At 34.2% G+C, this 13,699-nt stretch carries 14 protein-coding genes; 5 read left to right on the top strand and 9 right to left on the bottom strand.

Annotated features, from left to right (window positions below; all coding sequences use genetic code 11):
- Nucleotides 1–95 precede the first annotated feature (95 nt).
- Both CRT24_RS03330 and CRT24_RS03325 read right to left on the bottom strand, forming a co-directional pair.
- A complete protein-coding gene (locus tag CRT24_RS03330; RefSeq protein WP_099369829.1) occupies nucleotides 96–1,076 on the bottom strand; it encodes a cation diffusion facilitator family transporter in 981 nt (326 codons plus the stop codon).
- Between the two features lie 66 nt (nucleotides 1,077–1,142).
- Entirely contained in the window at nucleotides 1,143–2,114 is a 972-nt protein-coding gene (locus CRT24_RS03325; protein ID WP_099369828.1) for a bile acid:sodium symporter family protein, read from the bottom strand.
- Nucleotides 2,115–2,258: 144 nt separating this feature from the next.
- On the opposite strand from CRT24_RS03325, the gene CRT24_RS03320 reads away from it, so the two are divergent.
- The 4 genes from CRT24_RS03320 (at nucleotide 2,259) to rplI (ending at nucleotide 5,247) form a co-directional block, all read left to right on the top strand.
- A complete protein-coding gene (locus CRT24_RS03320) occupies nucleotides 2,259–3,464 on the top strand; it encodes a pyridoxal phosphate-dependent aminotransferase (protein WP_257213962.1) in 1,206 nt (401 codons plus the stop codon).
- A gap of 694 nt (nucleotides 3,465–4,158) precedes the next feature.
- Nucleotides 4,159–4,527: a 30S ribosomal protein S6 gene (gene rpsF, locus CRT24_RS03315; protein WP_099369827.1), complete on the top strand. Its 369-nt coding sequence runs from the start codon at nucleotides 4,159–4,161 to the stop codon at nucleotides 4,525–4,527.
- Nucleotides 4,527–4,790, top strand: a complete 264-nt coding sequence (gene rpsR / locus CRT24_RS03310; protein WP_099369826.1) for a 30S ribosomal protein S18 — start codon at nucleotides 4,527–4,529, stop codon at nucleotides 4,788–4,790. Before rpsF ends, rpsR begins: the two co-directional genes overlap by 1 nt.
- 13 nt (nucleotides 4,791–4,803) lie before the next feature.
- Nucleotides 4,804–5,247 carry a 50S ribosomal protein L9 gene (rplI, locus tag CRT24_RS03305; RefSeq protein WP_099369825.1) on the top strand — a complete coding sequence of 148 codons (444 nt, stop codon included), beginning with the start codon at nucleotides 4,804–4,806 and terminating at the stop codon, nucleotides 5,245–5,247.
- A gap of 330 nt (nucleotides 5,248–5,577) precedes the next feature.
- Here rplI and CRT24_RS21185 read toward each other — a convergent pair whose 3' ends face one another.
- The 7 genes from CRT24_RS21185 to CRT24_RS03270 all read right to left on the bottom strand — a co-directional run bounded on the left by CRT24_RS21185 (nucleotide 5,578) and on the right by CRT24_RS03270 (nucleotide 12,816).
- Nucleotides 5,578–5,811, bottom strand: coding sequence for a hypothetical protein (locus CRT24_RS21185; RefSeq protein ID WP_099369824.1), 234 nt, complete (start codon nucleotides 5,809–5,811; stop codon nucleotides 5,578–5,580).
- 184 nt (nucleotides 5,812–5,995) lie between these two features.
- Nucleotides 5,996–7,306 carry a hypothetical protein gene (locus CRT24_RS03295; protein WP_099369823.1) on the bottom strand — a complete coding sequence of 437 codons (1,311 nt, stop codon included), beginning with the start codon at nucleotides 7,304–7,306 and terminating at the stop codon, nucleotides 5,996–5,998.
- Nucleotides 7,307–7,309: 3 nt separating this feature from the next.
- On the bottom strand, nucleotides 7,310–9,310 hold the full coding sequence (locus tag CRT24_RS03290; protein WP_099369822.1) for a hypothetical protein: 2,001 nt from the start codon (nucleotides 9,308–9,310) through the stop codon (nucleotides 7,310–7,312).
- Nucleotides 9,311–9,333: 23 nt separating this feature from the next.
- Nucleotides 9,334–10,008: a hypothetical protein gene (locus CRT24_RS03285; RefSeq protein WP_099369821.1), complete on the bottom strand. Its 675-nt coding sequence runs from the start codon at nucleotides 10,006–10,008 to the stop codon at nucleotides 9,334–9,336.
- A gap of 367 nt (nucleotides 10,009–10,375) precedes the next feature.
- Nucleotides 10,376–10,744, bottom strand: a complete 369-nt coding sequence (gene panD, locus CRT24_RS03280) for an aspartate 1-decarboxylase (protein WP_099369820.1) — start codon at nucleotides 10,742–10,744, stop codon at nucleotides 10,376–10,378.
- Nucleotides 10,745–10,760: 16 nt separating this feature from the next.
- The gene (locus CRT24_RS03275; protein WP_099369819.1) at nucleotides 10,761–11,807 is read right to left on the bottom strand and encodes a DUF6695 family protein; all 1,047 of its coding nucleotides are present in this window, start codon (nucleotides 11,805–11,807) and stop codon (nucleotides 10,761–10,763) included.
- Nucleotides 11,794–12,816, bottom strand: coding sequence for a PLP-dependent cysteine synthase family protein (locus tag CRT24_RS03270; protein WP_180269053.1), 1,023 nt, complete (start codon nucleotides 12,814–12,816; stop codon nucleotides 11,794–11,796). Before CRT24_RS03270 ends, CRT24_RS03275 begins: the two co-directional genes overlap by 14 nt.
- Nucleotides 12,817–13,077: 261 nt before the next feature.
- Here CRT24_RS03270 and CRT24_RS03265 point away from each other — a divergent pair, with 261 nt between their 5' ends.
- Nucleotides 13,078–13,380: a hypothetical protein gene (locus CRT24_RS03265; protein WP_099369817.1), complete on the top strand. Its 303-nt coding sequence runs from the start codon at nucleotides 13,078–13,080 to the stop codon at nucleotides 13,378–13,380.
- The last annotated feature ends 319 nt before the right edge of the window (nucleotides 13,381–13,699 follow it).

The following is a 13,699-nucleotide window of genomic DNA, read 5'->3' as shown; positions in this document are numbered from 1 at the left end:
AAATGTAAAATCAGATCTTAAATAATAATTTATTCATTCTTTCAACCCTTCTTTCCAATATCTCAATTCTCACATCTCATATCTCATATCTAATCCTACCTATCCCTAAAATGCTTCATATTCTTAGTAACATTGACGGTTGTCCATTCAATGTGTTTTGAATAAGGCTCGGAGCGGATAGGGCAATTTTCGACAGTGCAGTAGTGGCAACACTCAGGCATGCATGGGTCTGCATGGATAAAGAATTCTGTTTTGGAATGAAGATTTTCGTTCAATACTTGGTCAAAATCAGAAATGCAGTCGTGGACTTTATTAAGGTCGTAATAGTTTGGTAAGGTTAGGTGGCAGTCGATATGTAACTCTTGTCCATATCGTTGAACTCTTAGATTATGGACATCAATCCAAACTGGTTTTCTATTAGCATTTAGAATAGTTACCACTTCTTCGATAACCTCAGTATCAGACTCGTCCATTAACCCCGAAATGGATTTACGGAGTAATTTATAGCCATTAAAAAGAATAAATGTTCCTAAAACAAACGATAAGGCCAAGTCGATCCAAGCTAATCCTGTCAATTTCATGATCAAGAGACCTGCAATCAAACCAATTGAACTATATGCATCTACTTGTAAATGCTTGCCATCAGCCTCAATAGTTAAGGACCTTAGAGCTTTACCTCTCTTCATTAAATAAAATCCAACAGCGAAATTGATGAAAGAGGTCGCAAGTATGAGATACATACCCTCTTCAACATTCGTGATAGGCTGAGGAGAAAATACACTGTAAATAGATTTGATAAGGATAATACTACCTGCAATAAATATCATTCCGCCTTCTACGAATACGGAGAAAAACTCTACTTTTCCATGTCCATACGGGTGATTTTCATCTTTTGGCTGTGCAGCTAGGTAGATACTATAATATGCAAATCCTGATGCCACAATATTAACAATACTTTCTGCAGCATCCGAAAAGATAGCATTGGACTCCGTAATAAAATAGGCAATAAACTTGATTAGCATCAAAACGATACCTGTAATCAAGGATAATAAAACCAATCTCATTTGCCTATTCATAGCACTTGTTTTTTTGAATCGCAAAAATAATTAATTCAAGTATAGGATGTATTACTTTTTTGTTAATCAATTCTCATCTTTTTGCTTACCCAATCTTTGCGCAATAATGGTAACCACAAAAATCTGAAAAGCATGATAAATCATCAATGGCAATATAAATAACCCCATTTTTGGATTGTTGGCAAAAAGGAATTTTGAAAATACACTGCCATGTGTCAATGATTTTTTAGAACCGCAGAATAACGCTGAAATCCGATCTTCTCGATTGAATTTTAATACATAACGAACTAGTATTAAAATTATTAGATAAACCGTAAAAAACAGAGCAATCACCCCCACGAACAAGCTCAATAAATAAGTAGTTCCGATGGTATTGAATATATCATTCATAAATGATTCTGAAAAACTACCATATACAATCAATAACACCACTCCTTTGTCAAAGTTTGAAAGAGCTTTTGAGTATTTATGAGCCCATTTGCCCCAATACGGTTGAATTATCAATCCAAAAATAACTGGGAGTATTACTTCAAATAAAAGTCCTAAATACAACTCAGCAAACACATTAACTTCTTCAACTTCGAGAAAGAAATGCATCAATAAAGGCGTTACCGCTACTCCTATCAATCCAGAAATCGAAGCATTAAAGATAGCCGCAGGGACATTTCCTTTAGCTATCGATACCATGACCACTGAGGAAGTAACTGTTGAAGGCAAGGCAGCCAGAAAATAAAAGGAGAGCCAAAATTGCTCTTGTGTTTCAGTATGTACAAATGGCCTGAACAATAAAACTAACAATGGAAATAGGGCAAAAGTAAAAAGTTGAACTGACAAATGAAGTTTCCAGTTCTTCATACCATGTTTAATCTCATTAAAACTCAGCTTGAGCCCATAGAAGAAAAATACTAAAGCAACGCCTACACTTGTAATGATTTCTAAAAACCGACCATCCATATATGCTGCAATATCTGGGAAGATATAGGCTAGGATGATCATAAAGATTAGAGCAATTATAAAACCATCAAATTTTAACTTCATTTATTAACCGATTTTCATACAAAGCTATCATAAATTTAACAAACCGCTATTTAGAGCGATATATTTAGAAAGTATCATTCTAAGAGATATTTTGTTACATTTTTCTCATCAATAATAAATAGTATATAATATATTTGTAATATCATGAGTCAAACATCCATACTATCCGATAGAATCAATAATCTATCCGAATCAGCAACTTTAAAAATGACCAAATTAGGTCGTGAACTTGCGGCCAAAGGCATTAATGTTATTAGTTTAAGTGTAGGAGAACCCGATTTCAATACGCCTGAGCATGTAAAAGATGCTGCTAAGAAGGCTTTGGATGAAAACTGGACACGCTACTCTCCTGTTTCTGGTTATCCTGAACTTCGCCAAGCAATCGTAAATAAATTAAAGAATGAAAATGGCTTAGATTACGACATCTCAAATATTGTCGTTTCAACAGGTGCCAAACAATCTCTTTCAAATGTATTGTTAACCTTGGTGAATCCAGGCGATGAAGTAATCATCCCTACGCCATATTGGGTTTCTTATTCAGAAATGGTCGTCCTAGCAGAAGGAAAGTCTGTATTTATTGACACCACTATCGAATCTGATTTCAAAATCACTCCTGAACAATTGGAAGCTGCTATCACACCGAAGTCTAAGGTTTTCATGTTCTCTTCACCTTGTAACCCTACAGGTTCTGTTTATTCAAAGGAGGAATTAGAAGGTCTTGTTAAAGTTTTCGAAAAGCACCCTGAAATCTATATTATCTCAGATGAGATTTATGAACATATTAACTTCGTTGATAAACACGAATCGATAGCGCAGTTCCCTTCTATTAAGGACCGCGTTATTATCATCAACGGTTTTTCAAAAGCATTTGCAATGACTGGCTGGCGTTTAGGATATATCGCTGCTAATAAAGAAATCGCTGCTGCAAATGAAAAAATGCAAGGACAGACTACTTCAGGTACTTGTTCTATTTCACAAAGAGCAGGTATTGCAGCCTATGAACAAGGTTTAGAAAGTGTTTTGGAGATGAAAGAAGCATTTGAACGCCGTCGCCAATTGGTTTATGATCTTTTGAACGATATCCCCGGAGTAAAAACTAACCTTCCTGATGGAGCTTTCTATTTCTTCCCAGAAATCAGTTCATTCTTCGGCAAAAAAGATCCAGAAGGTAATGTAATCAATAACTCTGCTGATCTTGCACTATACTTATTAAACTACGGACACGTAGCAACAGTAGGTGGAGATTCTTTCGGAAACAACAATTATATCCGTCTTTCATACGCTGCTTCCGACGAAAACTTAAAAGAAGCCCTAAGAAGAATCAAAGAAGCATTAGGGAAGTTGGCGTAAGGTGGATATGAGATGTGAGATATGGGATTTGAGATATTAAACTTGAAATCATTTCATAATCAAGGTAGATATCAGATTTGAGATTTGAGATATGGGACATTCAACTTGAAAATAATCCTTATAATTAAGGCAGATATGAAATGTGAGATGTGGGATTTGAGATATTAAACTTAACAATCCTGCTTAAATTTGAGATATTTAATCAGATCATTATCCATTTAAATAAAATAACAAAGGCCAATAAAAGATTTTTTGGCCTTTGTTATTTTATTTATTCTTTCAATTATTCTTTCTAATATCTCACATCTCAAATCTAATATCACATATCTAGTTTAAAGCCCCAACAACCAAAAATAAATCAAGTTTGAAACTAAATATCCTATTACCAACCCTATGGTCACGGAGACCATAATCCTAGCCCAAAGAGGCATCCTACCAATGAAATTCAATATTAATTTTATTAATTCTAGTGAGCGGCAAAGATGGGGATTTATATATATTTAGGCTAATAAAGAGATGTATAGCGCAGGTTTTGTAGTTTTACAGCTACATTGATTTTTACAATTGCTTGATTACCAAAAATCGAGATAAAAAATAATAGTGTATTTATAGTAAAATTCGGGAGAAAATTCTATCTTTGCAATCCGTTAACATACTTACGGCAAAAAATTAATAAACATAATTTATTTACACAATGCAACAGTACGAATCTGTAATCATTCTTACCCCGTTGCTTTCAGAAGATGCTGCGAAAGAAACAATCGCAAAATTCAAAGACATCTTGACAGAAGGCGGAGCCGAAATTATCGCAGAAGATAATTGGGGTTTGAGAAAATTAGCGTATCCGATCCAGAAAAAAACAACTGGGTTCTATCACTTAACTGAATTCAAGGCTCCAGGTGAATTAATCAAAAAATTAGAGGTTGAATACAAACGTGATGAGCGCGTGATGCGTTTCTTAACAATCTCTCTTGACAAGCACGCAGTTGCTTACAACGAGAAAAAACGTAGCGGTGCATTCAACAAAAAGGCAGAAACTAAAACTGAGGAGGTAGCAAACTAATGGCAAACGAAAACATCCAATACGTGACTGCTCCTAAAGTAGAGGACAACCGTAAAAAATACTGTCGCTTCAAAAAGAACGGTATTAAGTACATCGACTACAAAGACGCTAACTTCTTATTGAAGTTTGTAAATGATCAAGGTAAAATCTTACCTCGTCGATTAACTGGAACATCATTGAAATTTCAACGTAAAGTTGCTCAAGCCGTGAAACGTTCTCGTATCATCGGATTAATGCCTTACGTAACTGATTCATTAAAATAAGGAGGATACGATAATGGAAGTTATATTAAAACAAGATGTTAAACACCTTGGTGAGAAAGACGATATCGTAGTAGTAAAACCAGGTTTCGGCCGTAACTACTTAATTCCTCAAGGATTTGCAATTATGGCTACGCCATCTGCAAAGAAAGTATTGGCTGAGAATATCAAACAAGCTCAGTTCAAACAAGACAAAATCAAGAAAGATGCTACTGAATTAGCAGCTAAATTAGAATCAGTAAAATTATCTATTGGTGCTAAAGCTGGTGAATCTGGCAAGATCTTCGGAAAAGTTAACAGCATTCAAATCGCTGAAGCTCTTAAAGCTCAAGGTTATGATGTTGACCGCCGTCGTATCACTTTCGAAACTGAACCTAAGCAATTAGGTGAGTACGTAGCTAACTTGAACTTACACAAGGAAGTTAAAGTACAAATCCCTTTCGAAGTTGTTGCTGAATAAGCAGTCTACGATAAAATTAAAAAAGGCCGGATTCATATTGAATCTGGCCTTTTTTAATTTTATCGGGATTTGAGATGTGAGATATAAGATTTGCGATATTAAACACCCCTAACTGCCCCGAATGAACTATAATAGTTTCATCCCGATGGAATTGTGCCATTATCTAAAATAATATTTACGCCATGCCGCCCCATTCGGGTAGAACTATAATAGGAATGAATGTATCATGTCTTTCAACCAATTTAAATCTGAAAAACGGTTCTTTCACCCTTTCTATCTCAAATCTCACATCCCATATCTCATATCTCACATCCCATATCTCATATCTCCCTACGGATATACAACGTCATATCTATGTCCGGGATGATTATGTCTTCCTTTAGCTTTATTTCCTTTGTATTTTTTCTTTTGTTGGCCAGGTGCATAGTGCTTTGCGGATTTGCCACCATATCTTTTCTTTGCTTGTCCTGGAGGCATTCCATGTGGATGATGTCTATGGCTGTAACATGATGCTACACTAAACGCCATGATAGCTATTAATATTAATCCAAATAATCGTTTCATAAGTAATATTTAATTGTTCTACCTCTTTGACCAAATACTAAGCCAAACGTTTAAAAAAACGATTACAAATTAAATTAAATGTTAAAACGCATATAAGACACAAGATGAAGAGAGAGGATAATTGAGATTCGAGAAATTTAAGACACAAGAAATGGTCTTGTGTCTTATGTCTAATGTCTAATGTCTATTTAACCAGCATCTGATAAAAACTATTCAAATCTGGATTCTCCAATACAAACTCCCCTTTCAACCCCATTTCATTATCACTGATTGCTTTGCCATAAATAGTCCCAAGGACTACCCTATCATAATTCGGTAACCACCCAAGATATTTGGCAGCTGAAGAATTTTTACTGTATACCAATGACAAAACATTTTGTGATGGGATCAAGTTAAATGTTTCAATGGAAGTATTATTTGTTGTTAAATAAATCCTTCCATCGGAATAGTTTTTAGAGAATTTATAAAACATTTTCTCTGGCAGATATCCCAATAGATGTGGCGATGCCATCACATTGAAAGTTAGATCGGGAACCTCAATCTGCTGAATTTCCTTTTTCTCTATCATTTCAAAATTATCATCATAATCATAAGTGATGACTGTATCAGATTCCATTACTTGGTTATCCTTTAATTGAATGGAGGCAAAATTCCCTACATATTTGTATACACTATCGATTGGTAATTTTAATTTTTCTAATTCCTGTTCTTTATCTTTTAATATCAAGGATAGATCAGAGTTAAATGCTAGACTTAGAACATTGTTATCAGAATGATCCAAACCCTTTGGATTCGAAGGGAATTTGAACAAGGCTGATTTATAATATCCATTAAGAGCAAACTTTCCATTCATAAAATCCAATTTTGCCCAGTTCTTTTTATTGTCTACATAACTTATCCTTGCATTATTTATCTGGGCTATTCCATTTCCAAAGCTGTTGGCAAGCTGCCAATCCTTCTGGTCTGATTTCAAAAGCGAAGTCATTTCATCCAAATTAGCTTTGGGACCAACCGAGAGAATCATACTATTTCCTCCCAACAATACTTTGAAATGTCTCTTGGAATACAGCCCTGCATTGCCAGATTCAATAGCAGAAGAATCAGCAACCAATTCTAAATCGTTGGTTAAAAACTTCTGAACTTTATCTTTATTATTTACCCCAATAACTGCATAAAATGTACTTGAAGTATCACTTAAACTAAAAAGATATAACTTAGCTGGTATTTCTGCACCTATATTCCAAATTTTTGTTCTTTTAAGGGTATCAGTACTATCTTTTTTTGTGGTATAATATTCCGAATAATTGGAGAGTGAATTCTTAAAAATATCAGTGATCAATCCATCAACATCTATTTTAATAACTGAATAAACATCTTTGGGAATATGAATTTTATCTGCTTTTGATGCTCTAAAATATTTAAAAGCAAAAAGACTTATAGCCAATACAGCTATAAGTCCTATTATAAATATGAATATTTTTTTAATCCAACCCATAGGTTAATCCTTTAATGACTTACTAATATTATCAAAGGTATTAATTAAATAATCAACGGCATTCTTTCCATCATTAGGAAATTCAACACCGGCCTCCCAAAGAAACTTATCCCCTTTCATACCATTACTGATCATGTAAAGATCACCATATTGGCTCAAATTCTTTATCTCAGCATCCATAGAGCGGTGAACCGGCAGATCTAGGTCATCTATCATATCTGGTATTTTCTTGGTATTGAATACCATGGCAAATTTATTCTTCTTCAAAATGGAAGCATATTTACTTTTTGTGGATTTATCTGAATTAGATTTTATCTGTTTTAATTGTTCCATATTATTTCCCAAGAATACAATGCCCTTATCAATCATGATGTATGGAGCGATTTCATCAATTTTTGCTGATTTTACTTCATAAATACCATCATGTTCCATTATATTATCTTCAGTAATCAAAATAGCTAGAATCTTTTCGAATACCCTAGTGTCATCCGATGAGAACATCCATAAGTAATCTGGAATCTTCTCCATCTTTGTTTTTTCAATTTCTGTATAGTTGTAATCCTCATCATATTCATAGTCGATGTATTTGACCTCTTTTTGAGAAACTCCATTTAAGACAAAAAGGTTATCTCCTTTGAATACTTTGGCAACAGCTTTCTCATCTACAACTATATCAAATGCAGTGGTAAATAAGTCAATAATTTGACCTACTTTTCCGTCCATTCCACCATAAACTCTTTTTACGATAGCAGGCATATGTTTGATATATGCTTCAGAATTTACATTGAAAGATAAAAAGCCCAGAGCATCATCGTTTACAAAGCTCAAAAATTTTGGATTAATCTTCTTTTGGTATATCTCTTTATAGTATTTAGCCATCTCCTTGTCAAAGGTGACATCTCCCAACCATTTCATTTTATTTCCATCAACCAACAAGGTGCTATTGATATGTTCGTAACCATAGTCAAATGAAGGCCTTCCCATATATCCATATAAGATATCAGTAGGATAATAATATTCAAACAAATTAGATAATTTCCCCATTTCAAAATGCATGAGTTCATTTTCCTTCATTGTTGCCATTTTCTTGGACTTATAAGAGCCTAATTCTCCAGCCAAGAGCCTAGCCATTTCAGCATCAAGTTGTTGATGGACAAACAAATCCTGAATAGAATCATTATGAGCCGTTACTCTACTATACTCGGTATAATAATCATCCTGATATTCATCTCTTGCCAAAACAGAATCTACCGATTCAAAATCATCAGGTAAAGCTGGCGGAGGCGGAATTGTGACAATTTCTGCTTCTTCAATTGCAGCTTCAGCTGCTTTCTCTACCGCTGTTTCAATTTCCTCAACAGATTCATTCCCTGGATCTGCCAATACGATAGTATCTACTGTATTTTCCTCATCAAAGTCATAGGCTTCCCAATCTAATGTATCCGGAACGGCAGCAGCATCCTCAGCATAATCGTATTCTGGTTTCTCAAGCATTCCATATTTCTGTCTTATATCTTCTCGAGAGAAATAATTTTCCATGGCTACTCCACCCAGGATATACAGAGTTTGTTGATCCCAAGAAATCCTAAGCGTTCTATCATCTGTTTCGATCGAGCTTAACCCATTTATCACTTTAATTTCAGATTCCTCAGGTAAAATAGATTCAAACTGCGCCTTATCTTTCAATGGAATAAGTGCACCGAAAAATTGCAAACTATCATTTACATTAAAATGAATGTAAGATTTGGCATTCAGGTCGATTCCAAACTCTTCAATATTCTCAGATTGAAATGATCCATTATCATCCATTATCTTTTCAAAAACTCCAGCTCTTTTGAATATTCCATTGAGCTGTTCCATATTTGCATGTTTGAAAAATCCTTTCCCATTCAAAGCAATTACAAATTTCGACTCTTCAGGAACTTTATGAAGTAAATCCTGAGAAAATAGATTCCCACTTATACTAACTGCCAGTACAGTGATGGCAAGTTTCAAGTTATTCATATATGATAGATTAATTTTATATATTATTTAATAACAATGGTATTAGCTAAGTTAGCTTTACCGTTAATTAATGTCGGTATAGGAACTTTTATCATGACGGCCTGTTTATTTGTAGATACTTTCCCCGATGCATTTGATTGCTTTAAAACAGCTTGTTGAAATCGATAAATGCTGGTATAAAATGCTTGGTCAAATGACTTCTGATTTTCAGGTTTAAGTTTATCAAATTCTTTTTTAGCTTCCGGATTGTGCTTATAACTACGCACAAAAGTCTTGTTACTTGAATTATAACTATAACTAGAATAGGTATTCAAGTTGGATTTAAAATGTTTAGCTAAAGTCGCAGTGTAAGCATTCAAAGCATTAACATCTTGGAAATCACAGGAAATACTGGCTATATAATTTGTAAAATCCAGTTTGTATTTAACATTACTTATTCCCTTTGTATTTTTCAGTAATTGAACGAGCGTAGTTACCTGCTTTCTGATCTCAGCTTGGTTAGGGATTTTAAAACCATCAATCTTATCCAATTTCATCAACGATGAAACTTTAGTACGGCTTTTACTCATGTTCAATGTCCCGACTATTGCCCCACTACCATCACTCTTCATATTGATCTCTTCCACAATGTCAAAACATGAACTAAGGAACACTGAAATAAATATTCCGATAAATAATAAATATACTTTTTTAATCATTTTCAATATGTTAACATGATCTGTAAAGGCTCAATTTCAGTTGATGAAGTTAAGCACAAAATTCAATTCAAACCTCACTGTTTTCAGTGATTTTTAAACATAAGCAAATATCTATTCAAAAATCAAAATAGATATGCCAAAATTATATAATATAACAAGCAAAACCACCATTCCAACCCTCAAATGAATCTTATTTGCCCCTATCAACAAAAAAGGTCCGCAATCCTGCGAACCAATTTTCTAAAACTTTAAAACAATTACAAAGTCTTATGTCTTATGTCTTATGTCTTATGTCTTATGTCAAATGTTACCCGTCTATGCTCCCTTTCCCCTATCTCACATCTCACATCTCATATCTCATATCCGACTAGTAATCATACTTCTCAACCGACTTAATCTGGTTGTTTCCTTCAGTAAATACCAAAGTAGGTTGGTATGTTTCAGCTTCTTCAGGAGTTAAGTTTACAAAAGAAAGGATGTGAACGGTATCTCCTACTTTTGCGTGCAATGCAGCTCCACCATTCATACACACTTCACCACTTCCACGTTTTCCTGGCAATACATAAGTCATGATACGACTTCCGCTAACCGCATTATTAATATAAACCTGTTCATATTTCACAATACCTGCAGCATCCAACAAATCAGCGTCAATAGTAATTGACCCATTGTATTCTACATTCGCTTCTGTCACTTTAACCGTATGAATCTTGGCTTTTAAAATTTTTAATTCCATTTTGTATTTTATTTTTTTAGATAGATTGTTTTAAATTTAAATTATTTATTTCTAGAGTTTTAAATATTATTTCTTGATCATTTTGTTTAACAACATGTCTTTTGTGGTGGATGTGGTAACTAAATTTAGCATTGGAATAATTGCTGATTTTATCTTCCGTATTTGCCAATACAGTGTAGTCCACTTCCCCCTTATGGTTAAATCGCGTAATTTCAACTTCGTTTGCTAAATTACCAAGATAGAACCAACAGCCCTCTCCCAATCCACCTAACCATTGCGCCTCATTAGGCAGGTGTACCGGGCGTTCAGGCTCTTCCATAAATCCTAAAACCAAATCATCTGGAAGATCCAATGATTTTGATCGAATAAAGTTGGGATGTAAGAGTTCTATTTGAAATTTCAGAGAATCCCAGCGTCCCATATTCCAGGTTTCCAACTTAGAATCTTTAAAACAATATAACTCATCATGCTCAATTGCATTGACCACATTACTTGTTGGGCTAGCCTTTAAACATTCAGGATATAGAATTTTATTGATCCTTGGATCTTTTTTATCTAGAGAATTGACCAAAATCTGGGCCACATATCTTGAACAGCTATTATTATTGGGAGCTAAGGCTCCATACAAAATGGGACCTTTATCCACCAGGCTTTCAGCAAAAGCCACTCCTTTTTGGAATGAAATATCTTTAGAGATGGAGCACAATAACCTTCCGCCACCATGCGTAGCAGATTCTTTAGCTTCTAATTCCAATAAAATCTCTTCGAAATTCATCAATTCTCCAGAATCTGAGAATTCAGCGACTGTAGTCAATTCTAAACGCGGATCAAACTGACTTGATCGAGCTCTGCCAAATCCACGAGGAGTTATGTACCTTCCAAAGTCAAAGTATCTTAAATGTCCAGTTTTTCGTTCAATAAGGACAATTGCAGCATGACCAACCTTAAAATTAAGGTTTTTTACCACTCCTAATTTCTTTAATGCGGCCATCCATAGTTCATCTCCTCTTGCTGTCTGATCGGGCCAAGCAATGGGAATCGCTAAATCATTATATTGATGCATTATAGTCCTCACTTATCTCTTCTATCGATACTAAATCCTTATATAACTTATGAATATATCGATCACCATGGTCAGGAAAAAACAAAACCACCTGATCGTTTTCGGTTAAATCCATCTTTTCAATGTGTTTATCCAGAGCCGCTAGTACTGCTGCACTGGAATAACCAACCAAATTGCCGCTTATTTCCCTATATTTTTTAGAAATAGCAACTGTAGCATTTTTATCAATCTGAAAAATTTCATCCACGGCATTTTTGTCAAATGCTCCCGGGATAAAAGTTCTTCCTATACCTTCAATCGAATCAAACTTTGCCTCTTCATCAGGAATGGGAATATTTTGCATGTATAAACTATATACTGAATCTTTCGGTTCAATACCAAAAATCTTCACCTTCGGATTCTGTTCTTTCAAATAGCGACCTATTCCTGAAATCGAACCACCAGTACCTACTCCAACCAAAACATGGGTAACCTCACCGTTAGTTTGTGTCCAGATTTCCGGACCTGTAGTTTTATAATGTGCCTTGATGTTGTTAGAGTTGTAATATTGATTTGTAAAGTAAGTATTTTCTGTATTTGAGCTATAATTTTGTGCTAGGTACTGTGTAGAATTAAATACATGTAAACCATTGGAATTATCGCATTGTTGAATTTCTGCGCCATATGACTTTAAAAGATCAATTTTTTCGTCAGAACAACTTGCCGAAACAAAAATCTTAGCCTTATAACCGAGTTTTTTGGCAATTAATGCGATACTAATACCTGTATTTCCACTACTAGCTTCTACAAAAGTACCACCTTGTGCAATCTTATTATTTTTAATTGCATCCTCCACCATGAACCAAGCTGCCCTATCCTTGGAGGACTTGCCCGGATTATGAAACTCCTCTTTGATTAAAATATTAGTGTTATATCGCATGGACAAATATTCATCCCTGCGCAATGGTGTATTACCAATAAAATCTCTTACCAATTCTTCCCTTTTGTTTTTCTTTAGTTTACAAATCAAACGTCTAAATAGAGGTATTATTCTATATTAAAAACGTTCATAGCACCATTTAGTTTCCAAATTATCCTTATTTTTCATAGGATAAAATATCAAAATATAGGTAAATCAATATTATTTAGCATATATTGTTCCAATTATTAAATTATAGGAAATAATTTAAAACTTTACTAAATAATAAAATTGTTACTAAATATATTAAGGAAGAGGACTGGAAATTGAAATCCTCCCATAATTTTATAGTTTTGTCTAAAATATTGTATTATGAAACCAAAAACCATTATTATTGCCGTTGTATTAGCCTTTATAGCGATTGTACTTTTCAACAATAAAGAAGAAGCATCATTTTGGCTATTTGGTGAGATAAGAACTTCTAAACTAATAATCCTGGGAATATTTTTTGTTATTGGAGTCATTGTAGGCGGTATATTGTTCAGAAGAAAATCAAAACATCCCAAAGAATATGGCATCACGAATACTATTCAACCTTCGGATGAGGACAATGAATATTTAGGTAACAATGATGGGATGACTGATGAAGATAGAGAATATATTAGAAGAGATTAAAAAAGGATCAGCCTTTATCGGAGGGCACTGAAAAAGTCTCAACTTTTTAATGAGATTTAAAGAAATGACTGAGTACAGGATTTATCTTACTCGGTCATTTTTGTTCTAAGGATTTCTGAAAATTTGTTTTTTAATGGTTTTATTGAAGGTTTAATCGACCATGAGTGGCTATTTAGACTTTCAGAATCTCAAATCCATTGATTTTGAGGTAATATTCCTCCTTTTTAGATCAATTTCAGGATTCTTTTCAAGTTTACCGTGAAGATGGCCATTGCACCCTGCATTTCCATATTTTGGATGCCATAGGAATCTGCTCTTC

The sequence above is a fragment of the Sphingobacterium sp. 1.A.5 genome (assembly GCF_002734235.1).
GTDB lineage: Bacteria > Bacteroidota > Bacteroidia > Sphingobacteriales > Sphingobacteriaceae > Sphingobacterium > Sphingobacterium daejeonense.
This window is presented reverse-complemented; position numbering and strand designations above follow the sequence as displayed.